Genomic DNA, 23,103 nt, shown 5'->3' on the forward strand with positions numbered 1-23,103 from the left:
TTCGATATTAAAGAGTGGGTAGCGCCCGCGCTGATGTCGGGGGCCGTCGATGTCGAACCGCCGGGGGATGGCTGTGCTGTCTATGCTTTTGCCAGTTGGTGTCCTTGCAGGATGTTGTTGGTGAGGGCGTACCAGAGCACGACGGCACGGACCTTCTCGATGCCGCGCACGGTCAATTGCCTGAGGTCCCAGTTCCGCCACCGGGCATGGATGCATTCGCAGATCGTGCGGGCTTTGTACTGTGCCTTGCCGGCTTCGCTGGCCATGCGGGCCCGCCAGGCCGCGACGCCAGGACCGTCGCTGCTCCGAGGTAAAAAGGGATCGACACCGCTCCTGGAGTTGGGCGGAGGACAGTAGACCTCGACGCCTTCACCGTGCGCCCATTCGATGTCCTCGCCGCTGCAGAACCCGCCATCGGCGAGGTAGCGACGCGGCAAGCGCTTCAGCCGAGTGCGCGTTCGCTCCAGCATCGGCCGCATCAAGCCGCGATCTGATCCGTTGTTGTCGATGTCGACCGTGACCACGATCAGTTCGCCGGCCGCGCTGGCCACCTGCACATTGTAGGCGGGGCGGAAGCCGGCATCTGCCATCTTCATCACCCTTGCCTGCGGGTCGGTGGTGGAGGCCCGGGGCTCCTTCGGCTTTTTGCCATTGCCGCCTTTTTCGTCGAGTTGCTTGCGCTTCCGCTTGATCTCGTCCAAAGCCCTCTGCGCAGCCTGCACCCGCTCACTGCGTTCGCGTGCCGCGCGCTCTCTGGCCGCCCTGATACGCCGGCTGCTGGCTTCCGGATCCGCATCGACCTCGCGCTTGAGCTCTTCCACCACAGCCTTCGCTTGGGCCATCTGCCGGCCGAGCGTTGCCTCCCGCCGGAACGAGCCGGCCCCCGCATTCGCCCGTATCCGCACCCCGTCCTGGGTCAGCTTCTCCAGATCAATCAGCCCTGCCTCATTCAGAGCCACCAGATGTTCGACCAGCAAACGGTCCAGCAGGTCCGCGCAGCCGACCCGGAAATCCGACAGTGTGTGATAGTTCAAAGACACGCCGCCGCAGAGCCAGCGGTAGACGTCGTGACTGTCGCAGAGCCGATCCAACGCCCGCGCGCTGCCAACGCCATCGCTCGTGGCGTACAGCCAAAGCGCCAGCAGCAGCCGGGGTGATGGCGCCGGATGGCCCGGCCTGTTTTCCCGTGCCTTAACCCGATCTTCCAGCTCGCTCAGGTCGAGCCCCTCGACATAAGCCCAGATCACCCGGGCCAGATGATCCTGCCCGATCAGGCTGTCGATATCGACCGCCCGCAATTCGACCTGATTGCGCACGGGCTCGCGCAGCCGAGGTGCACCCCGCGGCACCGCTTCGGTTCGTGGCGCCGACTGATCCGGCAATTCGCCAAAAAGTCCCTCGTCAGCCATCATCCTCTCCAGCAGATCAGTCTGCCTAGAGAATCACATTCGCCCGACACGCGGTACAAAAGATTCACAGTCTCGTAGGGTGGGCAAAGCGCAAGCGTGCCCACGTGCTGCAACATTCGCGAGAGATGATGGGCACGGCGCAAGTGCGCCTTTGCCCACCCTACGATTCCTGCATACGTGGGCACGCTTCGCTTTGCCCACCCTACGATTCCGAGCCAGCGGAGAGATATCCCTCACTCGTCTCGCTGCATGCGGTTGGACGCTAGCGCGCGGTCTCGATCTTCAGCTGCTTGATCTTGCGATACAGTGTTGCGCGGCTGAGCTTCAGCGAGCGGGCGGCTTCGGTGACGCGGCCGCTGTGCTTGCGGAGCGCCTCGATGATCGTGGCGCGCTCGGCCGTTGCGAGATCGGTCTCCACAGTTCTCCCGCCGAAAGGCGGCAGGTCGAGATCGGCATCGGTGATGACGCCGTCCTCGGCCGTGCAGCCGGCGAGGCGCAGCACGTGGCGGAGCTGGCGCATGTTGCCGGGGTAGGGATAGGCCGAGAGCCGCGCCCAAGCCTCAGGCGAGAGGCGGCAGTTCGGCGCCTCCTCGCGCGCGATCTTGCTGATGATGTCGTCGCGGTCGGCGCGGTCGCGCAAGGCGGGCAGGTGCACCTCCATGCCGCGCAGGCGGAAATAGAGGTCGGCACGGAAAGCCCCCTCCTCCGCCATGCGGCCGAGATCGCGATGGGTGGCGCTGATCAGGCGGATATCGACGGCGACAGGCTTGAGCGCGCCGAGCGGCCAGACCTCACGGTTCTCCAGCACGCGCAAGAGCCGTGTCTGCAACGCGATCGGCATGTCGCCGATCTCGTCCAGGAACAGCGTGCCGCCATCGGCCTGCACGATCAGGCCCTTCGAGCCGTCGCGCCGCGCGCCGGTGAAGGCGCCGGCCTCGTAGCCGAACAGCTCGGCGTCGATCAGGCTCTCCGGCATCGCCGAGCAGTTCAGCGCGACGTAATTGTTGCGCGCACGGTTGCTGGCGGCGTGAACGGCGCGCGCGAACACATCCTTGCCGACGCCGGTCTCACCATGCAGCAGCACCGGCAGATTATGATCGCCGATGCTCTTCAGGCGCTTCACGCTCTTGACCATCCCGGGATCCCGCCCGGCCAGCCGATGCAGCGCGTCGAAGCGATCGACGGGTGCATCGTGACGCAGCGGGGCAGATCTTGCGCGCAGCGGCGGGGAGACATGGCTCTGGCCCAGCGGCCGGCCATCAGCGCGGCGCAGCTCGACGATCTCGTCCGCGTTGCGCGTATGATCGTGCTTGATGTAGCGCGCCAGATCGATGCCTGAGGCAATCAGGCCGTCGGTGAGACCCAGCAAGGCGCGCGCGGAGCGGCAGGCGCCGACGATGCGGCGGTCATCGTCATAGGCGAGCAGGCCGCTGCCGCCGTCGCCAGGCACGGTCGCGATCCAGGCATTGCGGAAGTGTTCGCGGAAGATCGCGCCTTCCATCCGCCGGGTCGCTTCCATGGTCACCGCGAGCGCGAGCTGATGCGCGGCGCGCTCGAGATCCTCGCGGCAGGAGGTGATGTTGACCGCGCCGGCGAGGTGCCCGGCCTGGTCGAACAGCGGTGCAACGGCGCAGGAGAACATGTGCCACTGCGCGCGAAAATGCTCGTCGCGATGCACCAGGATCGGCTTCTGCTCGGCGAGGCAGGTGCCGAGGCCATTGGTGCCCTCGAAGGTCTCGGCAAAGTTCGAGCCGGTATAGATCTTCCAGTCCATGAACATCCGCGCGTCGGCCTCTCCAGGCAGGCGGCTGAACAGCATGGTCGCGTTGGCGTCGGCGAGATTGACGCAATAGCCCGCGTCGCGCAGCACGCGGGCGAGATCGTCGAGCTCCGGCGTCAGCAGCCGGATGGTCTCTTCCATGGGCTCGGCGACGTGACGGATCTCGGCTTCGGTGAGCGTCTGCGGCGGGCCCAGACGGGCGGGGTCCAGCTTGTGATTGATCAGGCAGCGCCGCCAGGAATTTTCGATGCGCGAGGAGGCGTCGACCTCGGCCAATTGATTGGCCACGGACAAGACACGGGCGACATGGTTCGAGGCCGAAAGGCTGGCCATCGCGGCGTCTCCACCCTGTATTATTGTGCAAAGTCTGGCACCACAGGCGGGGATGTCAATCGAGAACCGGATCCGCTGTCATCCCGGGGCGGCTCGAAGAGCCGAACCCGGGATCTCGAGATCCCGGGTTCGATGCTTCGCATCGCCCCGGAATGACGGAATGTGGGCTATTGCTGCACCGCCCTCACCACGTGTCGATGCACGGCCGCTTCTTCTCCGTCCGCGCCGGCGGCTTCGGCACGGACCGCAGCCCCGCCATGATCCAGCGCCGCGTTTCGGCGGGATCGATAACGTTGTCGATCTCGAACACCGAGGCGATCGAGACCGCCTTGCCGTTGGCATAGAGCTCGGCGACCTTGTTGCGGTAGTAAGTCTCGCGCTCCCCCGGATCGGCGATCGCCTCCATCTCCTTGCGGAAGCCGAGGCGGACATAGCCCTCCAGGCCCATGCCGCCGAACTCGCCGGTCGGCCAGGCCGCGGTGAAGAAGGAGGCGTGGAAGCCGCCGCCGATCATCGACTGCGCCCCGAGACCATAGCCCTTGCGCAGCACGATGCCGAACAGCGGCACCGTGAGGCTCGCGCCCGTGACGAACATGCGCGAGACGTGGCGGACGATCGCGGTCTTCTCGGCTTCCGGGCCAACCATGAAGCCGGGCGTGTCGCAGAGCGAGACGACAGGCAGATCGAAGGCATCGCAGAGCTGGAGAAAGCGCGCCGCCTTGTCGCCGGCATCGGCATCGATGGCGCCGCCGAGATGGCGCGGATTGTTGGCGATCAGGCCGAACGGTTTTCCTTCGATGCGGATCAGAGCCGTGATCATGCCGACGCCGTAGTCGCGCCGCAGCTCCAGCACGCTGTCCTTGTCGGCGACGAGATCGATCACGCTGCGGATGTCGTAGACGCGCAGACGGTTCTCGGGGATGGCGCGGCGGAGCAGGCGCTGGTCGGCCGCTTCCCAATCCTTCACTGCGCCCTGAAAGTAGGACAGGTATTTTTGCGCGACCGAGGTCGCCTGCTCCTCGTCTTCGACGAGGATGTCGATGACGCCGTTCGGGGACTGGAACGAGACGGGGCCGACCTCGGCCGGGTGATAGACGCCGAGCCCGCCGCCCTCGATCATCGCAGGGCCGCCCATGCCGATCGAGGCGTTCCTGGTGGCGATGATGACGTCGCAGCAGCCGAGCATCGCGGCATTGCCGGCGAAGCAATAGCCGGAGACGATTCCGATGACGGGCACGAGGCCGGACAGCCTTGCGAACTGCACGAAGGACGGACCATCTAGGCCGGTCATGCCGAGCCGGTCGGTGTCGCCGGGCCGGCCGCCGCCGCCTTCGGCGTAAAACACCAGCGGCACGCGCCAGTCTTCCGCAAGCGTCAGCATGCGGTCGATCTTCTTGTGGTTCATGTGGCCCTGCGTGCCCGCGAGTACGGTGTAGTCATAGGCCAGGACGATGCAGCGCGCCCCCTCGGGTCCGAACTTCTCGGCGTTGACGGTGGCGAGGCCCATGATGAGGCCATCGGCCGGCGTGTTCTTGATGAGATCGTCGAGCTTGCGCCGGCGCCGCTGCGCCGCGATGGCGAGGCTGCCATACTCCATGAACGAGCCGTCATCGACCAGCTGCGCAACGTTCTCGCGCGCGGTGCGCTGGTTGGTGTTGCGGCGGCGCTCGACCGCGGCCGGGCGGTTTTCATCGAGCGTGTTGGCCTGGCGCGCAATCAGCTCGGCGAGATCAGGGCGGATGTGGTCGAGATCGATGTCGGCCTCGACATCAGCGCTATCGGCCGCCACGTCGAGCGGCTCCAGATAAAGGATCGGCTCGCCATGCAGCAGCGTGACGCCGTCGCCGGCCGCGACCTTCGTGACGCGGCCACCCTGCTCGGCCATGACGAGATGCTCCATCTTCATGGATTCGATCACGGCGAGCTGCTGGCCGGGGCGCACGATCTCGCCCTCCTTGACCTGAATGGTGACGATGGTGCCCTGCAGCGGTGCGGCCACCATGACCACGCCCTCGGGCACCACTTGCGCCACATGCGCCTCGGCGGCGTATGCACCGCCGTGCTCGGTTGCGGCAAAATAGAGCGGCTTCGCCGCACCGTCGGCCGCCTCGACCAGCTTGGCAATGTTGCGATCGATGAAATCGGTCGCGATGCGGTTGGTCCGGAAATCGGGATGCGCCAGCACAGCCTGGAGAAAGGCGATGTTGGTGACGACGCCGTCGATCCGGAACTCGCGCAGCGCGCGCGAGGCCTTTGCGACCACGTCGTGCCAGGACTCGCCCGGCGTATGCACGATGACTTTTGCAAGCAGCGAATCGAAGGCCGCGCTGGTCTTGTAGCCGGCATAGCCAAAACTATCGACGCGGACGCCGGGGCCTGACGGCGGTTCGAACACCGCGAGCACGCCGCCGGTCGGATGCGTCGCCCCCGTCTCGTCGAGCGTCTCCATGTTGACGCGCAGCTGCATCGCATAGCCGCGCGGCTTCGGGATCGATGCTTGCGCAAGGCCGAGCGTTGCCAGCGCCGAGCCCGCCGCAATCGCGAGCTGGGCGCGGACCAGATCGAGGCCGAGCACCTCTTCCGTCACGGTGTGCTCGACCTGGAGCCGCGGATTGGCCTCGATGAAGGCGAAACTGTCCTCGGCGGTGCCGTCGATGAGGAATTCGAAGGTGCCGAGATTGTCATACGATGCCGCAGCCGCAAGCTGCTTCGCGGCCTCGATGATACGGCCGCGCAAGCTGTCACTCAGTGACGGGCTCGGCGCCACCTCGATCAGCTTCTGGTGCCGGCGCTGGATGGTGCATTCACGCTCCCAGAGATGCGAGATCGCACCGTGACGGTCGCCGATGATCTGCACCTCGATGTGGCGTGCCTGCCGGATCAACCTCTCGGCATAGACGCCGTCGAAGCCGAACGCCGCCTTGGCCTCGGACTGGCAGCGCGCATAAGCCTCGGCGAGATCGGCGGCGTTCTCGACGACGCGCATGCCGCGGCCACCGCCGCCCGCCATCGCCTTGATCACAATCGCCGCATTGCTTCCGATCGAGGTGAAGAACGCCGAAATCTCCTCCAGGCTCGAGGGACCGCTGGTGCCGGCGATGACGGGCACGCCGCAGCGCTTTGCCAATTGTCGCGCCGCGACCTTGTCGCCGAACAGCTCCAGCGCGGCCGGTTTTGGTCCAACGAAGGCGATACCGGCGTCAGTGCAGGCTTTTGCGAATGCCGCGTTCTCGCTGAGAAAGCCATAGCCGGGATGCACGGCATCGCAGCCCGTGCTCTTTGCCGCCTTCACCACCGCCTCGATGTCGAGATAGGCCCTTGCGCCGCGGCCGGGGATTTCGACCGCCTCGTCCGCGACGCGCACGTGCAGCGACAGCGAATCGTCAGCGGGATGGATCGCGACCGTGGCGATCCCGGCATCAGCCGCGGCGCGCGCGACGCGGATGGCGATCTCGCCGCGATTGGCGATGAGAAGTCTTCTGAACGACATCGTCTCTCTCGCTCAGACTGCGGCAGGCTGGTTCGGGTTGAGATCCTGCTTCTTCACCTTGCCCGTCGCCGTCAATGGCAATGCCTCGATGATGCGTATCTCCGGCACCTTGTAGACGGCCATGCGCTCGGCGCACCAGGCGCGAATGTCCTCGGCGGAGATAGTGCCTGATGCCTCCGGCTTGAGCTGGATATAGGCCACCGGCACTTGCCCCTTGTCAGGATCGTCGCGGCCGACCACGCCCGAGCCCAGCACCTTCGGGTGCTGGCCGAGCAGCGCCTCGATCTCCGGCGGAAACACGCTCATGCCCTTGACCTTCAGCATCTCCTTGCGGCGGCCGAGGAAGTGCAGAAAACCGTCCTTGTCGATCACGCCGATGTCGCCGGTGCGGAGCCAGCCATCGATCAGCGACTCCGCGGTGGCCTCCGGCTTATTCCAGTAGCTCTTGAGCAGTGACGGCGTCCGCACCCGGATCTCGCCTTCGGCGCCGAGCGGCAGCAATGCGCCAGTCTCGAAATCGGTGATCTTGAACTCGGCGCCGGGGACCGGCAGGCCGACGAAGATCGGCTGATTGTTGAGGTCGAAATCGTCGTCCTGGAAGCCCGCGGTGAAGGTGTTGGAGGTGTGGGTCTCGGTCATGCCCCAGGCCGCCTCCATCAGGATGGTGCCGGTGAGGTCCTTCCAGCGCTTGCGATAGCTGGCATTGAGCTTCTTGACGAAGGAGACCACGCGAACCTGCTGCAGCGATGACAGATCGAACTCGCTCCAGCGCGGATGGTCCATCAGCTCGACCGCGCCATCGACCGGCATCGCCGTGATCGTGACCTTGTACTTGTCGATCGCGGCCATCGCGCCGACGGCGTCCCAGCGGGCCAGCAACACCAGCGTCGCGCCTGAAAACAGCGGGAAGATCAGGCCAAGGTTCTCGCCGGCGATCCAGAACTCCGGAAAGAACGACAGGAACACGCTGCTCTCATCCGACTGCATCGAGACGCCGTAATTGGCAGCGGCCGTGTAGACCATGTCGCGGTGGGTATGAACGCAGCCCTTGGGCATGCCGGTGGTGCCGCCGGTATAGTTGAGCGCCGCGACCTCATCGAGGCCGGGCGGCGGCAGCGGCGCCGGTGCGGGCAGCGCGGCAAGCGCCGGCAGCAGGTCGGTCGCGCCTGCGACCACGATGCGCGGCGTGCGGATCGACTCCGGCGTCGGAAAGGCCGGCGTTGCCGGCACGACATCGGCAAAGCTGGTGACGATGATCTCGCGCAGCTTCACCTCGCCCCTCACCTGCTCGACGACGGGCATCAGCTGATCCAGCGCCACAATCACTTCCGCCTGGGTGTCGTTGAGCTCGTAGGACAGCTCGAACGCACGGGACAGCGGGCTCACGGGAACGTGGACCGCGCCGAGCTTCAAAATGCCGAAGAACACGATGTGGAATTGCGGGCAGTTCGGCAGGAACACCGCGACGCGGTCGCCCTTGCGCACACCCTTGGCCTGCAGCAGCGCCGCAAAGCGCTCGCTCTGCTGGTCGAGATCGGCATAGGTCGTGACGTGACCGTAGAAGATCACCGCCGGGCGCGTCGGGCTCTGCTTCGCCCAGGCGCGCAGATATTCCGTCAGGGGAACTTCGCCATGCAGATAGTTCGGCGAGCGCGGCAGGCCCTTGGGCCAGGCCTTCTCCCACAGCCCGTGCAAGGTGGCGAGGTAGTCCTTTTCGTTGAGGCCTGCACTCATGACGTCTTTCCCGATGCTTTTTCTTTTCTGGCACAGATGTGCCTTCGATCGACGTGATTACACGTCGAGCACGGCGAACGTCATGTCAAGACAAACAGTTCATCCGCATCACGGGCGATGCCGTGACGCGGAAAAACGCCGAGCAGATGCGCGCGTCAGGCCGCCCGCACGCCGGAAACGAAGGCGCTGACCTCGTTCTCCAGCGATTGCAGTTTCTCGGCGAGCCGTCCGCTCGATTGCAGCACGCGTCCTGCGGCCTGACCGGTCTCGGCCGTCGCATCGGTGACGCGGGAGATGTTCTGCGAGACCTGGTCGGTGCCGGACGCTGCCTCCTGCACGCTGTGGGCAATGGCCTGCGTCGCCGCGCCCTGCTCCTCGACCGCGGCCGCGATCGACGAGGAGATCTCGTTGACCTCCATGATGGTGGCGCGGATGCTCTCGATGTTGCCGACGACCTGGTTGGTCTCGGCCTGGATCGCGGTGATCTGCGCGCCGATCTCGTCGGTGGCTTTCGCGGTCTGGCTCGCCAGCGACTTCACTTCGCTCGCGACCACTGCAAAGCCCCTGCCGGCCTCGCCGGCGCGCGCGGCTTCGATCGTCGCATTGAGCGCGAGCAGATTGGTCTGCGAGGCGATCTGGTTGATGAGATCGATGACCTCACCGATCTTGTGGGCGGCCTGCGCGAGCCCCTGCACGGTGTCGTTGGTGCGCTGGCCGTCGGCGGCCGCCTTGTCGGCGACGGTCGCCGCCTGCGCGACGCGCTGGCTGATCTCGGTGATCGAGGCCGACAGCTGCCCGGCGGCGGACGCCACGGTCTGAACATTGTTCGAGGCCTGCTGGCAGGCGGTGGCGACGAAGCTGGCGCGCTCGGTCGCCTTGTCGGCGGTCTCCGACATGCCTTGCGCGGCCTGCTGCATCGCGCGCGCCTCGTTGAAGACGTCGCGGACCACGGCGTGGACGCTAGCCTCGAACTTGCCGGCGAGATCGGCCATGGTCTTGCGCTTCTCGTCGTCGGCCTTCTGCTTGGCTTCCTGCTGTTCGGCATGCATCCGGCCCACGGCCGCTGCATTGTCCTTGAACACGGCCAGCGCCTTGGCGAGCCCGCCGACCTCGTCGGCGCGGTCGGTGTAGGGCACCTCGAACGCGCTGTCGCCGGCTGCGAGGCGTTCGGTGAGGTCAGTGATTTTCGCCAGCGGCCGGGTCACGCTGCGGCCGATCACGAAGGAAGCGCCGAGCACGAGCACGAACACCGCGAGGCACACCAGGCCAAACGTCGTCGCATCCTGGCGGAAGACGGCGTCGACGTCGTCGAGATAGATGCCGGTGCCGATGATCCAGCCCCAGGGCGTAAAGCCCTTCACATAGGAGATCTTCGCGACCGGCTGCTCGAAGCCGGGCTTCGGCCAAAGATAGCTGTAGAAGCCCGCGCCCTGTTTCTTGACGACGTCAACGAAGCCGACGAACAGCGCGTTGCCGGACGGATCCTTCATTCCGGCGAGATCCTTGCCGTCAAGCTCGGGCTTGATCGGATGCATGATCATCTTCGGGGCCATGTCGTTGATCCAGAAATACTCGACCTTGTCGTAGCGAAGGCTCTTGATCTCCGCCATGGCGCCGGCCTGCGCCTGCTCGCGCGTGAGCTTTCCGTCGCTCTCGAGCTTCTGGTAATGCGCGAGGATGCCGTAGCCGACATCGACCATGTGCTGGGTCTTGGCCTGGCGGTCGGCAATCATCTGGCTGCGCAGGGTCGAAAGCGCGATCGGCGCCAGCGCGATCATGCCGACGAGGCTGATGCCGACAATGAGGACCAGCTTGAAACTGATGCGTGAGAAAATCATCGGTGCTCGCAAGATTTGGCGGGGAGATATGCCAGATTATCCCGCTCCCCCTTAGCAAAGCTTTAAGCATTCGGGTTCCCGAGGCGGATCTTCTGCGAATCGCTGGCACCGAAACCAGATCAATGCTGTTGGTTACGCCTAGCGGCCGCCCTTGCCGAGCACGAGGTCGATGGTGTGGGCGGCGATCTTGCGCAACTGGGGCTCCTCATCGAAGGCGCGTTCGAGCACGGCGAGGCCGCGCGTCACCGTGATGATGTGCAGCGCAGCGGCGGCCGGGTCGCCGCTGAACTCGCCGCGCGCGGCGCCTGCTTCCAATGCGTCCTGAACCAGCGCGGCGATGCGCGATATCAGGTTCGCAAAGGCCTCCCGCGCGTCCTCGTCAAGACCTTCACCTTCGACCGCGCCAAGCTCCATCAGCCCGCGCGTGGTCGGACAGCCGCGCGGCGGCGAGCCGGAGCGGAAATTGGTGATGGTGAGATCGAAAAACGACGTCAGTCGTTTGCGCAATGAGCCGGTGGCAAGCGTCTTTTGCAGGGCGAGCAGGTAGTCGCCGGCGTAACGCTCATAGGCCTGGAGGAACAGCGCCTCCTTGCTGCCGAAGGCGTTGTAGAGGCTGCCGCGCTGAACGCCTGAAGCGCGCGCGATGTCCGACAGTGAGGCGCCACGCACGCCCTTGCGCCAGAACTGATCGAACGCGATGCGCAGGACCTCGTCATGATCGAATTCGCGCGGCCTCAATGGACACTCCGGGTATTTGACACAGCGTCAAGAATGTGTTTTCTAGACATCGTGTCAAAAACCAGGCGGGATTGATAGCCCGTTTCGCCAAGGGGCCGAACGACCGGTGCGTGCATACACCGGGCCGGTCGGGGTCGCACGTAAAGGGACCAGCCGATGCCTCTGCTTCACATCTCGATGCGGGCCGGAAAGCCCGACGCCTATCGACAAGCAATCCTCGACGGTCTCTATCGCGCCATGCGGGAGGCGCTGAACGTGCCTGAGGGCGACGAGTTCATGACCATCAACGAGCTATCACCGGCAAACTTCCGCTGCGGCAACGCCTATGGCGTCGCACGCAGCGACGATGCCGTGCTGATTCAGATCACCGTATTCGCCTCGCGCACTCCTCAGCAGAAGAAGGCGCTGTACCGCCGGATTGCCGAGCTGCTCGGCGACAATCCCGGCATCCGCCCCGAGGATGTCTTCGTCAACGTGCTCGACGCGCCCGCGGAAAACTGGTCGGTCGGACACGGCGTTGCCCAGTTTGCTTGAACGCTGAGGACCTGGCACCTTCTTGAGACTTGCGAAGGAGGAGTGACATGACGACGTTTGGGGGAAGCTGTCTGTGCGGCGAAGTCGCCTTCGAGGTCGAGGGTCCGCTCGATCGCTTCCTCAACTGCCATTGCTCGCGCTGCCGCAAGGCAACCGGCACCGCGCATTCGTGCGAGGTGATCGTCAAGGCGAGCGCGCTACGCTGGCTGCGCGGCGAAGCCGCCGTCGCGCGGTTCGATCTGCCGGGCGCGCGCAGTTTTGCCACCGCGTTCTGCAAGCGCTGCGGCAGCCCGATGCCGCATCTGACGCGCAGCGGGCGCGAGGCGATCATTCATGCCGGAGCGTTCGACCAGCCGCTGGGCGTGTCACCCGACCGGCATGTGCACTGGGCCTCCCGTGCGCAATGGTATGTGCACGGGGATGAATTGCCGGTCGAGGAGTAGGACTTAGCTTGCAGCGGGCGCGCCGTGATGGCGGTGATAGGCGCTCGGCGCCGGCCAGGACCAGTCTTTTAGTCGCGCCCGGTCCGGCTCGAAGATCTCGATCTTGAGCGGGTGGCAGGCCGCGGCATCGCTGGAATGGGTTGCGCTGCAGTCCCCGCCGGGACAGGCCGACAGCGCGCCGAGCAGGTCGATCTCTGCAAACAACTCGATGAAGTCGCCGGGCCGGACCGGACTCGCCTTCATGAAATACTGATGCGTGTCCTTCGTGAAGCCGGTGCACATGAAGACGTTGAGCACATCGTGGACGTGATGCTCCACCGTGGCGGGATCGAGCTTCAATTCGGCGGCGAGCGCGCGCGCCAGGTTGGAGTGGCAGCAGAAATCGTAACTCGTGCCGTTCAGCAGGAGATTGGTGTAGGGATCGCAGCGCGTGCCGATCACATCATGGATGCCGGCGCCGTCGGCGTCGAACCCGTACCAGCCCAGCGTATCGTGGCTGATGGTCGCCATCGGCCGCAGATAAGGCATCGTGCTCCAGACCCTGTCACCGAGGCCGACATGCGTGCCGTGGAGCGCCCGCGTCTTGCCGCTGAAGAAGCGCTCGGAGAGATCGTTCGCGTTCCAGAGATTGAGATCGCCGACCTGCGGGCCTTCGATGCTGACGATGCGGAAGAATTGCCCGCGCGCCACGCGAAAGGCGCGCGCATCGCGCGGCGGCACGATGAGCTCGTGTGTCTTGACCATCGTCTGCCGCGCCGATTCGAGCGTGGTCACGTCGGGCCCGGGCATCGAGCCGGCCGGATAGACGATGACCGGCTTGGCGGCACGGCGTGAGGCCGCATCAGTGGGGGCGGATAAGTTCTTCAGGGACATGATGACCTCAATCGCACGGCAAGACAGGCGGCGGCTGATACTGGAGAAGTGATTTTATCGCCTCACGTCAAGGCGAGGCAATGCACCCATCCATCAGCGCGTCGAGCTCGGCCTTGGCGAGCACGCCGAGCTCGGCGATGAAGACGATGCGCGCGCGGGGCATGCCTGGTGCGGGCGCGTCACCCGGCGCGAGCGTTGCGCGGCCGCCGGCGAACTGGAACACCATCTGGCGGCCGGGCTGCTCGACGGTTTCGAACAGGCCTTTGGCGCGCGCCAGTTTCGGTGCCAGCTTGCCGATTACCTGCTGCAGGCGCGGCAGCGAGAGCTGATGGTCAGAGGTCCAGCTCAGCGTCTCGAAGCGTTCTTCGGCCGGACGCTTCGGCCCCGGCTCGCGCGGCGCGGGCGCGCGATCGCTGGCGGGAAACAGCAAGGCGGATGGAATCTCGCCGTGCCTGGCATCGACCACGACGGCGAGCACGCGCTGGGCGCGGATCGCCTCGCGCATCCGCGCGCCTGCGCCTTCGCCGGCCAGATCCAGCTTGCTCAACGCCACGATATCGGCGACGCGCAGCTGCGAGCGCTGCAGCGCATCGTCCAGCGCCGCCGCCGGCGTTGCCGCGTCGATCACACACAGCACGGTTTCCAGCGGCGCCTCGCGCAGGATCACCGGATCCATCAGATTGCGCACGATGTCGGCGGGATCGGCGACGCCGCTGGTTTCGATGACGATGTATTCCGGCCTGGGATCACGCCGCAGCAAGGTGGAGAGCGTGCGGAGCAGATCGCCTTCGAGCGAGCAGCAGATGCAGCCATTGGCGAGACTGACGACGCCATCGCTTGCGTCTGCGATCAACTCCGCATCGATGTTAATCGCGCCGAAATCGTTGACGACGGCGGCGATGCGCCGTCCCTCCGCGTGAGCCAGCAGATGATTGACGACCGTGGTCTTGCCCGCCCCCAGAAAGCCCGTCACCAGCAGAATGGGGACCGGCATGGATCAGCTCGCAATGACGGGACGGCGGACGGCCTTTCCGGGCCGCGCCGCCACATCCAGCACCCCGTCAGTGATCAACGGCTGACCGCTGACGACGAGATGCCGCACGCCTTCCGCCGGACGATTCATCGCGGTGAAAGTCGCACGGTCCGACAGCTTCTCGTAGTCGAACACGACGATGTCGGCGTCGGCGTCCCTGGCGAGCCGGCCCTTGGCGCGCATCGCGGGCGTGCTCTGCGACAGGATCTCGGCGGGGATCAGCGCGCATTTGCGCACGCCTTCGAGCAGCGACACGGTCTTGCGCTCGCGCACCCATTCGCGGATGAATTTCGTGAAGCAGCCGGCCGAGCGCGGATGCGAGGTGGCATCGTCGGGCAGCGGCCAGGCATCGCCGGTGTAGGTCTTGCCGTCCGACGTCGTCCACGGCATCGCGTCGGAGGCGATCGCGCCGCCGGGATAGAGCACCGACATGTCGAGCAGATCGCGATGATGCGCATTGTGCTCGGTGTCGAGGATGTGCCAGAGCACCAGCGAGGACGGCTCCTCCGCCTGCGCCTTCAAGAGCTCCTCGCGGTCGTGGAAGCGGTAGCCGTCGGTCACGCGCTGCACGGAATCATAGCCGGTGCCGTTGCGCTCGACGAACTCGGGATCGCTGAAGAAGGCCGCCGCCAGCACCGTCGAGCCGGTGCCGTAAGGATAGGCCTCGACCGTGATGGGCAGGCCTTGCGCCTGCGCCTTCTCGATCAGCACGCGGCAGCGTTCGACGTCGGTCTTGCTCGACGAATTGAAATGGCAGATGTGCATATGCGCGCCGGTGGCGCCGGCATAGCCGATCAGGCGGATATAGGCTTCCGCCGCACTTTCAGGGTCGATGCGCGACATGTAGGCGACATGGGTGAAGGTCGGCACGTTCTGCTTGGCGGCGAGCTGGCAAACCGCGGTCAGCTCCTGCACGCCGGCGCCCGGGGCGTAGGCGTTCAGGATGCCGATGCCGATGCCGCCTTCGTTGAGGCCGCGCGCAAGCCGATCGAGGATACCCGTCACCTCGGCATCGCTCGCGACGTTATCCATCCAGCGTCGGTCGCGCATGGCATTGCCGAACGCCTCCAGCGAGCTCTCCGCATTGGAGCCGGTCATCGCGCCGATGCGCGCAAAGGCCCAATTGGTGGCCGCGCCGTAGTTCAGCACGCGGCCCTTCCGCGCCTGACGCTCGTACCAGGAGCCGACCGGCAGCACGCCGGCCTCGAGATCCAGCGTCGTCGTGACGCCGTCGAACGCCTGCATGCGGTCGGCGGGAATCGACTGGCCATGGGCGTGCAGATCGATGAAGCCGGGCGCGACCACGAGGCCGGTTGCATCGATCACCCGCTCGGCGCCGCCGAGCGAGGCGCCGACCGCGGCGATCTTGCCGTCGACCACGGCCACGTCGCCGATGGCATCCATTCCGCTCGCAGGATCCACCACCCGGCCGCCCGAGATCACCAAACCGCTCATATCGCCACTCCGCCAAGCCATTTCCAAAGCCCCCAAAGGCCCGGCAGCAGCTTCGGAGGCGAGATCATCTCTATAGAGACAGATTTCCAAGCCAACGACCACCTCCACGGAAGCCGATGCATCATGCCCGGACCGGAGGTCCGGCCGCCGCCGCCAAGGATGTCAGGCCGCTACTCTCTTGGGCGCAAATGACACCACGATCACTTCTCGCGCACGTCCTGCCTGTATCGTTCCAGCAGGCCCTCCGCCTTCAGAGCAGAACCGAACTCGTATGTTGTTGAAATGAATCCAATCATCTTTATGAACACCGACCAATAACTAGGTCGAACAGGCCGAGTGCGCTGCCAGCGCTGCCGCTCCCACGATTAGGTGCCCCTCGACCTTGCGAGATGATTTTCCGTTCGCCGCTCTCGCCGGCTCCATGGCGCTTGCGGGTCGTGCTGTATGTATCCTGTGTTGTCAGTTGAAGCGGGAGGATTGGAGAAATGCGGCAAGGCGCTCGGTCTTCGGGGCGGCGAACATCTCGCGCGGGTTCCCCTCCTCGCCGATGCGTCCGCCGTTCATGAAGATGACGCGGCTCGATACCTCGTAGGCGAAACGCATCTCGTGGGTGACCAGAAGCATGGTCATGCCATCGTCGGCGAGCGAGCGCACCACCTGCAGGACCTCCGCCACGAGTTCGGGGTCGAGCGCCGAGGTCACCTCATCGAACAGCATCAGGCGCGGGCTCATGGCTATGGCGCGCGCGATGGCCACCCGCTGCTGCTGGCCGCCGGAGAGCTTGGCGGGGTAGTAGTCCTTGCGCTGGAGCAGACCGACGCGGTCGAGCCAAGTTTCGCCGAGGGCGCGCGCCTCCTCGCGGCCCATCCTGCGCACGAGTGTCAGGCCGAGCGTGACGTTCTCCAGCGCCGTCATGTGCGGGAACAGGTTGAACTGCTGGAAGGCCATGCCGGTGAGCGCGCGCTGGCGGGCAATCTCCTTCTCGGCCTTGCGCTTGCGCTGGCCGCCGGCGGTGGAATAGCCGATCTCCTCGCCGTCAATGCGGATCGTGCCGCCCTCGAACTCCTCCAGCATGTTGACACAGCGCAGAATCGTGGTCTTGCCGGAGCCCGACGAGCCGATGATCGAGATCACCTCGCCGGCCCGCACGTCGCAGTCGACGCCCTTGAGCACCTCGACCGGACCGTAGCTTTTTCGTAGGTCCCGGATTTCCAGAAGGTTCGCGGTCATTAAAGCGCCTTTCACGCGAGGCTCACGCGGCGCTCGACGTACCGGCCGAGGCGCTCGATGGCGAAGTTGACGAGGAAGTATAGGAGGCCGGCGAGGAGATAAAATTCGAGGCTGTGGAAGGCGCGGCTGATGACCTCCTGCGTGCGCAGGAGAAGCTCGGCAACACCGATGACCGAGAGAAGCGTCGAGGCCTTCACCATCTCAGCCGCGGTGTTGATGAGCGGCGGGAGAGCCAGACGCAGCGCTTGGGGACCGAGTACGTAGCGAAAGGTTTGCCCGAACGTCAGGCCGATCGCCTTGGCGGCCTCCGTTTGTCCTTTGTGCAGGGTTTGCAGCGCCCCGCGTGTGATCTCGCCGACATGCGAAGCGCAAAACAGGGTGAGCGCAAGGACGCCAGCTTGGAAGGCGGACAGATCGAGGCCGACAGTGCCGAGAATGTAGAAGCTCGCCAGCACCAGGACGAGGACCGGCGTGCCGCGGATCACGTCGGTGTAGACGCGGGCGATTCCCCGCATGGCGCGGTTGCCGTAGGTTAGAGCGAGGCCGAGGCCGGTGCCGAGCACCGTGCCGCCCAGAATGGCGAGGGCGGAGATCGCGACCGTGGTGCCGAGGCCGTAGAGCAACGGCCAGCGCGCGAGCCAGACGATCTCGAAGAAAGAGAGAGGTGGGGTCACGGGGCCTTACCTCGAAACGGCGAGTCGCGCTTCGAGGCGGCGCAGAAGGGCGGCAAGGATCGCGCAGGTCGCGATGTAGAGCCCGCTCGCCACGATCCACGTCTCAATCACGCGGAAGGTCTCGACGTTGATCTTGCGCGCCTCGAAGGTCAGCTCGGGCACCGCGATCGCGGCGGCGAGCGAAGTGTCCTTGAACAGGCCGATGAAGGTGCTCCCCAGCGCCGGCAGGACGGCTCGGAGCATCACGGGCAGGACGAGCCGACGGCGGATCTGCCCTTCCGTCAGGCCGATGGCGAGGCCCGCCTCGCGCAGGCCTTTGGGCAGGCCCAGAAGGCCGCCGCGGAACACCTCGGCCAGATAGGCCGCCGAATACAGGGCCAGCGCCAGCACGAACGAGTTCGCCTTCGACAGACGCAGCCCAAGCTGCGGCAACGCGAAGAAGGAGAACAGGACGATAACGAGAAGGGGCAGGTTGCGGAACAGTGTGACGTAGGCACCCGAGGGCACCGACAGGAGCCGGGATCGGCTGATCCGCCCGAAGGCGAGAATCAGGCCGAGGGCGCAGCCGATCCCGATCGCCACAACGGCCAGGGTGAGGCTGAGGCCCAGACCCCAGAGGAGGTTGTCGAAGTTGCGCCAGACGGCGTCGAAGTTCAGGGTGTATCCCATCGGGATCACTCGCTTGGGCGTGGGGCGGTGCGGGCGCGGAGCCTGGACGGCCGGCTCAGCCGGTTACTTGAACTCGACCGGGAAGCCGATCGCCGGGGGCGGCAGATCCTTGCCGAACCACTTCTTGAAGGAGGCGGCGTAGGTGTCGAACTCGACGCCCGTCATCGCTTCGTGCAGGGCAGTGTTGACGAAGTTCAGCCAGTCCTGATCGCCTTTGGCAACGGCGCAGGCATAGGTCTGCGGGCTCCAACCGTAACCGGCGTCCTTGTACTGGCCGGGGTTCTGTGTGACGTACCAGGCGATGGACGACTGGTCGGTGGCGGCGGCATCCGCGCGGCCCGACTGAAGCGCCTGGTAGAGCAGGTCCTGCGACTCGTATTGGTCGACGCTCGCCTTGGGAAGCGCCTTGTGGACGAGTTCCTTGGCATAGACGTTCTGGAGAACGGCGATGGTCGCGGACGAGCCGGCCGCCTTCAGTGCGGCGTAGTCGGCGTACTGGCCGCCTTCCTTCAGCATCAGGCCAACGCCCTCACGGTAATACGGGATCGTGAAGTTGACCTGCTGGGCGCGCTCGCCGGTCACGGTCATGAATTGGCAGGTTATATCGACCTTGCCGGTGGTGATGTTGGGGATGCGCGCGTCAGACGACTGGTTGACGAACTCGACCTTCTTCGCGTCGCCGAACAGTGCCTTGGCGATGATCTTGGCCATGTCGACATCGAAGCCCTGAAGCGTGTCGGACGCGTCCTTGAAGTGCCAAGGCGGGTTGGTCGAGCCGGTGCCCACCACGAGCTTGCCGCGTGCCAGCACGTCGTCGAGCTTGGCCGCCATCGCGCCGTTCGGAAGAAGGCCGACAGACGCGGTCGCCATGAGCCCCAGCACCATTGCCTTCGGAATCATTGCCATGCTCTACCCCTTTTGTCCATTATAGTAGACATAAAAACGCTACAGCGGATAACCTTGGACATGCCCTGATCTTTGTCAACTGCTTTGGAGCACACGTGGAAGCTGGATCTCGGCGGTAGGTGATCGATTTCGCGTCGTGCTGCAGAACATCGCACGCGCACAAGGTCATTCGACCGGGCAGGTCTGGCCGTTCGCCCCCACATCAAGACCCATAAGCTGGCCAATCTCGCCGGTTGCGGCGGCGGGACCCGAACGAAGACTTCGGCTGTCGCGGAATGCGCGATCCAATCGGGAATTCGTCGTTAGACAGCTCACGGCTTTCACAGCCTGTCTCGCCATAGTGCATCATGTTAATCTCTGGTTGATGATGCAGGCCATCGCATAATCGTTGTGACGACGATCTACCAATGCGCTGCTTTGCATTGCGGAGACTTTTGACCGGCGACGTCAGAGATATGCACTGGCAACGCGCACTTGCTGGCGCGCTCTTTCAAGTTGCTTCGCAGTTCAACCTGTTGGAAATGGAACTCCGGAAGACGGCGTGACCATCTATCAGAGCGATTCAACGCAGGGCCCAGCCTGCGCGATCGCCGCCGGCGCGGCTACAATCTATCGAAATTACTTCGCGAAGGTCGCCGGTCGGTTGGGCCAAACGAAAGATCGCCAGATCGACGCCTTGGCTGATCTCGGTGAATCGAGAGAATGTTTGCTTAGCCGCTCAGCGGTGCGAAGAGTCACTGCAGCCGACGAACTGCTAAGCGCTTGTGGCATCAACTTGGTCATTAAGGAGCAAGGTTTGGTGCGCCCTTACCGCGTCTCCAATCCGAATTCGCCATGGAGAACGCACTCGTATTTCGGTGACGGTGCGCTCAGTTCGGCCCGCGGCCTGCGGGAGGGAGGTTTCCCCGGCACGTCGAAATCGATATTGTCATGGGCGAGGATCCCAGAGGACCGGGTCAGCGAAAGTCTCGATCATGAACTCGCATAAGGTCGGACGGAACGACCCATGCCCCTGCGGCAGCGGCAAGAAGTTCAAGAAGTGCTGCCTCGACGCGCAACGGCTTGATGGGTCGTCGTCCGGATTGCTCCAAGACGATGCCCCGGATTTCGTCTCGTCGGCGCTCGAGGAAGCCGAAGGAAGGATGCTGGCGTACGACCCCTTCATCGAACCGGACCCGGAGCAATGGCTTGCCCTGGACGAGGAGGAACGGATCGATCTCGTGATGGATTACCATCAACGCGCGGGGATCCGCCTTCCGCGGCCAGAACTGCACGCGACCCTCCATGCCGTGGTCGAGAGCCAGATTGCCGATCCCGAACTGCCGGTGCGAAGCACGGTGGAACGACTGATGGACGAGGGGCTCGATCGCCACGAGGCCATTCATGCGGTCGGCTCTGTCCTTGCCGGACACATGAACGACCTGGTCCGCAACTTCGAAGAGCGCGGCGCGAAGCCCGGAACAGGAGCCGGCGAGGATCCGAATGTCAGATATTTCGAGCAGCTGAAGGCCCTGACCGCCGAGCAGTGGCTTCGATCCGGCTGAGCTACGCGTGAGGCGCGGCCTTGAAACTGGCGCTCCCTAGGGGACTGGGGATTTTGTGGAGCCCCAAAGGCTTAGCTCGCAATTTGGGGCGGCCGCTCCTCATTGTTATCCAAGCGGTTTCAGAAGATCTCCCCAAAACGCCGCCTCCCCCAAGTCCGCCTCTCGAACTGGCGAGAAGTGCGTTCATTGACTTTTATCCTGTGCGTGAGATGCTTGAACCGTGAACCGTGCCGCGGACGAAATCCAAGGCACACCTTGGCGGAAGCCTGTGATGCACTCTCGAAAGGAGCTGCGCGATGCGCACCTATTCGCATTTTTTTCAGACACTCCATGACGAAATTGGGCCTGTTGGCCACCTTGGACGCGGCACGCATTACTCGGTGCTGCGCGCGGTATCGTTTCAGGACGCCGACGGCGGGCTAATCAGCGAGGCTCAGTTTCTGGACTTTGCAATTATCTGGGATGAGGATCACGACGAGCGAGTCATCGAGCCGATCTATAAGCTTTACTGTTCAGGCCTTCTTTCGAACTTCGTTATGTTTGGTGAGCGAAAGGGCTCCATGACCGGCATCATATCACCTTTTTCAGTTGCATCGACTGCGTACTTGTCTAAGCGGCTGCAGGATGTTTGCAATGACATGGCCAACGGCGACTTCTGGACGACAGAGATTGGTTCGTTCGCGAACCCCAGCGGGATAATTTCCGACAACGACGCGAACGTCGCGCTGTATCTCGCAAACATCAATATGCTCTGGCACCTTGGCCTAAAGAAAATCGACCATCCGATCAGTCAAGCAGCTCAAGAAGCTCAACGAACGCAATGGATGGAGCGCATTATGAAACAGTCGAAGGCCGGTTAGGGCTCCCATCCTAGCGCTACAGCTTCAGCAGATCGTCCTCGGTGACCTCGTCGAACGGGCATGGAATCGCACGCCTAGCGACGAACAGACCGATCACGCGGGCCTGCGGGGCGCGCTCCAGGATCATTTCCTTGACGGCCTTGAAATGAGAGCCGGTCGTGAGAACGTCGTCGAAAATGCCGACGATGCCGCGCAAGTTCGGCAGTTGATTTTCCGCGATCCTGTAGTTCTGCTTGAGCTCGGCCGGCGTCTTCCGGTGTCCCCCCTTGAACGTGTCGGTCGAAGCAATCTGCTCCACCAGCTCGCGGACGTCTGTCGGTGCCGGCGCGCGAATGCCGCGGCACACCTGCACCATTCGGTCGTCGTAGTTCGGATCGGTCTTGATCTTCGACGGCGGGATCGGCACCAGCGTTGCTTGGGCCAGCCAATCCGCGCTCAGAACAGACGAGAGATCGCGCGCGCACCTGGCGATCGCCGGGGCCTTGTAGTGGTACCCGCCGTCGTTCCGCTTCTTCTGGAGATTATGGATCAGCTGATTGGTTTCACCGCCGCGCCATCCCTGGCCGGCCGTATATTCGTAGAGGAAATGGCAATCGTCCCCGTCGTCGAGGTACCAGTGGTCTCGCCGATTGGTCTCGTCAATTTGCTGGAGCAGGCGTGCCATCACCCAACGCGCCCCAGATATCGTCAAGCTCGCGGACGCGGATTGCGCCTCGCTTCTCGAACGTCGCCGGCCAAGTGATGTCATCTCGCTTGAAGCAAGAATCCAGGATGAACAGCTTGCGGCCCTGCTGAAGCGCGGCACGAGCTTGCGTGAGCGTCCCGCTCGTGTCGCTGGCCTCGACGATGATCGTTCCCTCGGTGAGCGCGCTCATAGTGACGTTGCGCTCAGGGAAAAACAGCTTGTTCTGCGGCACATGCTGGCTGGCGTAGCGAAGAACCGGCACCTGGGAAATGAGCAGGTGCTCCTCCGCGATCTTGCGCTGGAGTGCCTGATTTTCCTTCGGATAATAGGTCCCAATCGGCGTGCCTATCACCGCGATGGTGTGGCCCTTCGCCTCGATCGCGGCCGTATGAGCTGCGGTGTCGATGCCTGTCGCCAGTCCCGACGTGACGGTGAAGCCGCGCTCGACCAGCGCCCGTGCAAGCTTGCCGGCGCGCAATTTGCCGTCTTCGCTCGGGTTGCGGCTGCCGACGACCGCGACGCAACGGGTCTCGACCAGTTCCCAAGCTCCCTGGAAGTACAGCATCTCGACCGGATGCCTCGCGTCCCGAAGCTTCGGAGGATAGTTGCCGGTGAGGTTGAGCCGGGTGCCGAACCTGGAGACGCCAGCCTTTTTCAGCGCCGCAAGCACCTCAGCGGCCCGTGCGTCCGCAACAGCTCCCGGAACGAAATCGGATGGCACTGCGACAGGATCGGAAGCAAACTTCTCTGCGATCGTCTTGAACGTCGCGCCCTTCTCAAGCCACAGGGCCTCATACGCTCCGAGTTCCCTGCGCGGCGAGATCGACCGTACGGCGGGCCCGTCATTCATTCGTGCAAGCAGGTTCATCGTCCAA

General features: G+C 64.5%; 20 protein-coding genes and 1 pseudogene. 6 read left to right on the forward strand and 15 right to left on the reverse strand.

The features are described from left to right. Positions 1-80 precede the first annotated feature (80 nt). The 6 genes from AOQ71_RS13120 to AOQ71_RS13145 form a co-directional block, all read right to left on the reverse strand. Positions 81-1,412, reverse strand: a complete 1,332-nt coding sequence (locus tag AOQ71_RS13120; RefSeq protein WP_057742559.1) for an IS1182 family transposase — start codon at positions 1,410-1,412, stop codon at positions 81-83. 259 nt (positions 1,413-1,671) lie between these two features. After that, complete coding sequence (locus AOQ71_RS13125; protein WP_057746986.1) at positions 1,672-3,522, reverse strand: sigma-54-dependent Fis family transcriptional regulator; 1,851 nt, start codon at positions 3,520-3,522, stop codon at positions 1,672-1,674. A 184-nt stretch (positions 3,523-3,706) separates the two neighbouring features. Continuing rightward, on the reverse strand, positions 3,707-7,012 hold the full coding sequence (locus AOQ71_RS13130) for an acetyl-CoA carboxylase family protein (RefSeq protein ID WP_057746988.1): 3,306 nt from the start codon (positions 7,010-7,012) through the stop codon (positions 3,707-3,709). A 12-nt stretch (positions 7,013-7,024) separates the two neighbouring features. Next, on the reverse strand, positions 7,025-8,746 hold the full coding sequence (locus AOQ71_RS13135; protein WP_057746990.1) for an AMP-binding protein: 1,722 nt from the start codon (positions 8,744-8,746) through the stop codon (positions 7,025-7,027). A gap of 155 nt (positions 8,747-8,901) precedes the next feature. After that, positions 8,902-10,584 carry a methyl-accepting chemotaxis protein gene (locus tag AOQ71_RS13140; protein WP_057746992.1) on the reverse strand — a complete coding sequence of 561 codons (1,683 nt, stop codon included), beginning with the start codon at positions 10,582-10,584 and terminating at the stop codon, positions 8,902-8,904. Positions 10,585-10,722: 138 nt separating this feature from the next. Continuing rightward, positions 10,723-11,322: a TetR/AcrR family transcriptional regulator gene (locus AOQ71_RS13145; protein WP_057746994.1), complete on the reverse strand. Its 600-nt coding sequence runs from the start codon at positions 11,320-11,322 to the stop codon at positions 10,723-10,725. 156 nt (positions 11,323-11,478) lie between these two features. Here AOQ71_RS13145 and AOQ71_RS13150 point away from each other — a divergent pair, with 156 nt between their 5' ends. Both AOQ71_RS13150 and AOQ71_RS13155 read left to right on the forward strand, forming a co-directional pair. Then, positions 11,479-11,856, forward strand: a complete 378-nt coding sequence (locus AOQ71_RS13150) for a tautomerase family protein (RefSeq protein WP_057746996.1) — start codon at positions 11,479-11,481, stop codon at positions 11,854-11,856. A 47-nt stretch (positions 11,857-11,903) separates the two neighbouring features. Further along, positions 11,904-12,299 carry a GFA family protein gene (locus AOQ71_RS13155; RefSeq protein WP_057746998.1) on the forward strand — a complete coding sequence of 132 codons (396 nt, stop codon included), beginning with the start codon at positions 11,904-11,906 and terminating at the stop codon, positions 12,297-12,299. Between the two features lie 3 nt (positions 12,300-12,302). Here AOQ71_RS13155 and AOQ71_RS13160 read toward each other — a convergent pair whose 3' ends face one another. The 7 genes from AOQ71_RS13160 to AOQ71_RS13190 form a co-directional block, all read right to left on the reverse strand. After that, positions 12,303-13,172: an urea carboxylase-associated family protein gene (locus AOQ71_RS13160; protein WP_057747001.1), complete on the reverse strand. Its 870-nt coding sequence runs from the start codon at positions 13,170-13,172 to the stop codon at positions 12,303-12,305. Between the two features lie 67 nt (positions 13,173-13,239). Next, positions 13,240-14,166, reverse strand: coding sequence for a CobW family GTP-binding protein (locus AOQ71_RS13165; RefSeq protein ID WP_057747003.1), 927 nt, complete (start codon positions 14,164-14,166; stop codon positions 13,240-13,242). A 3-nt stretch (positions 14,167-14,169) separates the two neighbouring features. After that, the gene (locus tag AOQ71_RS13170) at positions 14,170-15,681 is read right to left on the reverse strand and encodes an amidohydrolase family protein (protein ID WP_157083501.1); all 1,512 of its coding nucleotides are present in this window, start codon (positions 15,679-15,681) and stop codon (positions 14,170-14,172) included. A 438-nt stretch (positions 15,682-16,119) separates the two neighbouring features. Further along, entirely contained in the window at positions 16,120-16,890 is a 771-nt protein-coding gene (locus tag AOQ71_RS13175; protein ID WP_057747007.1) for an amino acid ABC transporter ATP-binding protein, read from the reverse strand. A gap of 11 nt (positions 16,891-16,901) precedes the next feature. Continuing rightward, positions 16,902-17,564: an amino acid ABC transporter permease gene (locus AOQ71_RS13180; protein WP_057747009.1), complete on the reverse strand. Its 663-nt coding sequence runs from the start codon at positions 17,562-17,564 to the stop codon at positions 16,902-16,904. A gap of 6 nt (positions 17,565-17,570) precedes the next feature. After that, complete coding sequence (locus AOQ71_RS13185) at positions 17,571-18,233, reverse strand: amino acid ABC transporter permease (protein ID WP_057747011.1); 663 nt, start codon at positions 18,231-18,233, stop codon at positions 17,571-17,573. 63 nt (positions 18,234-18,296) lie between these two features. Continuing rightward, entirely contained in the window at positions 18,297-19,118 is an 822-nt protein-coding gene (locus tag AOQ71_RS13190) for a transporter substrate-binding protein (protein ID WP_162268353.1), read from the reverse strand. Between the two features lie 562 nt (positions 19,119-19,680). Between AOQ71_RS13190 and AOQ71_RS47725 the strand changes: the two genes are divergently transcribed. The 4 genes and pseudogenes from AOQ71_RS47725 (at position 19,681) to AOQ71_RS13200 (ending at position 21,543) form a co-directional block, all read left to right on the forward strand. Next, entirely contained in the window at positions 19,681-20,127 is a 447-nt protein-coding gene (locus AOQ71_RS47725; RefSeq protein ID WP_245316866.1) for a hypothetical protein, read from the forward strand. 1 nt (position 20,128) lies between these two features. After that, a pseudogene (locus AOQ71_RS43140) lies at positions 20,129-20,194 on the forward strand (SEC-C metal-binding domain-containing protein); the annotation flags it as partial. An 87-nt stretch (positions 20,195-20,281) separates the two neighbouring features. Next, positions 20,282-20,683 (forward strand): hypothetical protein, encoded by a 402-nt coding sequence (locus AOQ71_RS13195; protein ID WP_063958231.1) that lies wholly within the window; start codon positions 20,282-20,284, stop codon positions 20,681-20,683. A 296-nt stretch (positions 20,684-20,979) separates the two neighbouring features. Next, positions 20,980-21,543, forward strand: coding sequence for a hypothetical protein (locus tag AOQ71_RS13200; protein ID WP_057747016.1), 564 nt, complete (start codon positions 20,980-20,982; stop codon positions 21,541-21,543). Positions 21,544-21,559: 16 nt separating this feature from the next. Here the strand turns inward: AOQ71_RS13200 and AOQ71_RS43145 are convergent, their stop codons facing one another. Continuing rightward, entirely contained in the window at positions 21,560-22,207 is a 648-nt protein-coding gene (locus AOQ71_RS43145) for a hypothetical protein (protein WP_057747018.1), read from the reverse strand. Next, positions 22,182-23,096, reverse strand: coding sequence for a DNA-processing protein DprA (locus AOQ71_RS13210; RefSeq protein WP_057747020.1), 915 nt, complete (start codon positions 23,094-23,096; stop codon positions 22,182-22,184). Before AOQ71_RS13210 ends, AOQ71_RS43145 begins: the two co-directional genes overlap by 26 nt. Positions 23,097-23,103: the final 7 nt, after the last annotated feature.

The sequence above is a fragment of the Bradyrhizobium manausense genome (genome assembly GCF_001440035.1).
GTDB lineage: Bacteria > Pseudomonadota > Alphaproteobacteria > Rhizobiales > Xanthobacteraceae > Bradyrhizobium > Bradyrhizobium manausense.

What these genes read in the sequence shown, in the direction of transcription:
- AOQ71_RS13120 (WP_057742559.1), bottom strand. Translation starts at nt 1,412, where the DNA reads ATGATGGCTGACGAGGGACTTTTTGGCGAATTGCCGGATCAGTCGGCG.
- AOQ71_RS13125 (WP_057746986.1), bottom strand. Translation starts at nt 3,522, where the DNA reads ATGGCCAGCCTTTCGGCCTCGAACCATGTCGCCCGTGTCTTGTCCGTG.
- AOQ71_RS13130 (WP_057746988.1), bottom strand. Translation starts at nt 7,012, where the DNA reads ATGTCGTTCAGAAGACTTCTCATCGCCAATCGCGGCGAGATCGCCATC.
- AOQ71_RS13135 (WP_057746990.1), bottom strand. Translation starts at nt 8,746, where the DNA reads ATGAGTGCAGGCCTCAACGAAAAGGACTACCTCGCCACCTTGCACGGG.
- AOQ71_RS13140 (WP_057746992.1), bottom strand. Translation starts at nt 10,584, where the DNA reads ATGATTTTCTCACGCATCAGTTTCAAGCTGGTCCTCATTGTCGGCATC.
- AOQ71_RS13150 (WP_057746996.1), top strand. Translation starts at nt 11,479, where the DNA reads ATGCCTCTGCTTCACATCTCGATGCGGGCCGGAAAGCCCGACGCCTAT.
- AOQ71_RS13155 (WP_057746998.1), top strand. Translation starts at nt 11,904, where the DNA reads ATGACGACGTTTGGGGGAAGCTGTCTGTGCGGCGAAGTCGCCTTCGAG.
- AOQ71_RS13160 (WP_057747001.1), bottom strand. Translation starts at nt 13,172, where the DNA reads ATGTCCCTGAAGAACTTATCCGCCCCCACTGATGCGGCCTCACGCCGT.
- AOQ71_RS13165 (WP_057747003.1), bottom strand. Translation starts at nt 14,166, where the DNA reads ATGCCGGTCCCCATTCTGCTGGTGACGGGCTTTCTGGGGGCGGGCAAG.
- AOQ71_RS13170 (WP_157083501.1), bottom strand. Translation starts at nt 15,681, where the DNA reads ATGGCTTGGCGGAGTGGCGATATGAGCGGTTTGGTGATCTCGGGCGGC.
- AOQ71_RS13175 (WP_057747007.1), bottom strand. Translation starts at nt 16,890, where the DNA reads ATGACCGCGAACCTTCTGGAAATCCGGGACCTACGAAAAAGCTACGGT.
- AOQ71_RS13185 (WP_057747011.1), bottom strand. Translation starts at nt 18,233, where the DNA reads ATGGGATACACCCTGAACTTCGACGCCGTCTGGCGCAACTTCGACAAC.
- AOQ71_RS13190 (WP_162268353.1), bottom strand. Translation starts at nt 19,118, where the DNA reads ATGGTGCTGGGGCTCATGGCGACCGCGTCTGTCGGCCTTCTTCCGAAC.
- AOQ71_RS13195 (WP_063958231.1), top strand. Translation starts at nt 20,282, where the DNA reads ATGCTGGCGTACGACCCCTTCATCGAACCGGACCCGGAGCAATGGCTT.
- AOQ71_RS13200 (WP_057747016.1), top strand. Translation starts at nt 20,980, where the DNA reads ATGCGCACCTATTCGCATTTTTTTCAGACACTCCATGACGAAATTGGG.
- AOQ71_RS43145 (WP_057747018.1), bottom strand. Translation starts at nt 22,207, where the DNA reads ATGGCACGCCTGCTCCAGCAAATTGACGAGACCAATCGGCGAGACCAC.
- AOQ71_RS13210 (WP_057747020.1), bottom strand. Translation starts at nt 23,096, where the DNA reads ATGAACCTGCTTGCACGAATGAATGACGGGCCCGCCGTACGGTCGATC.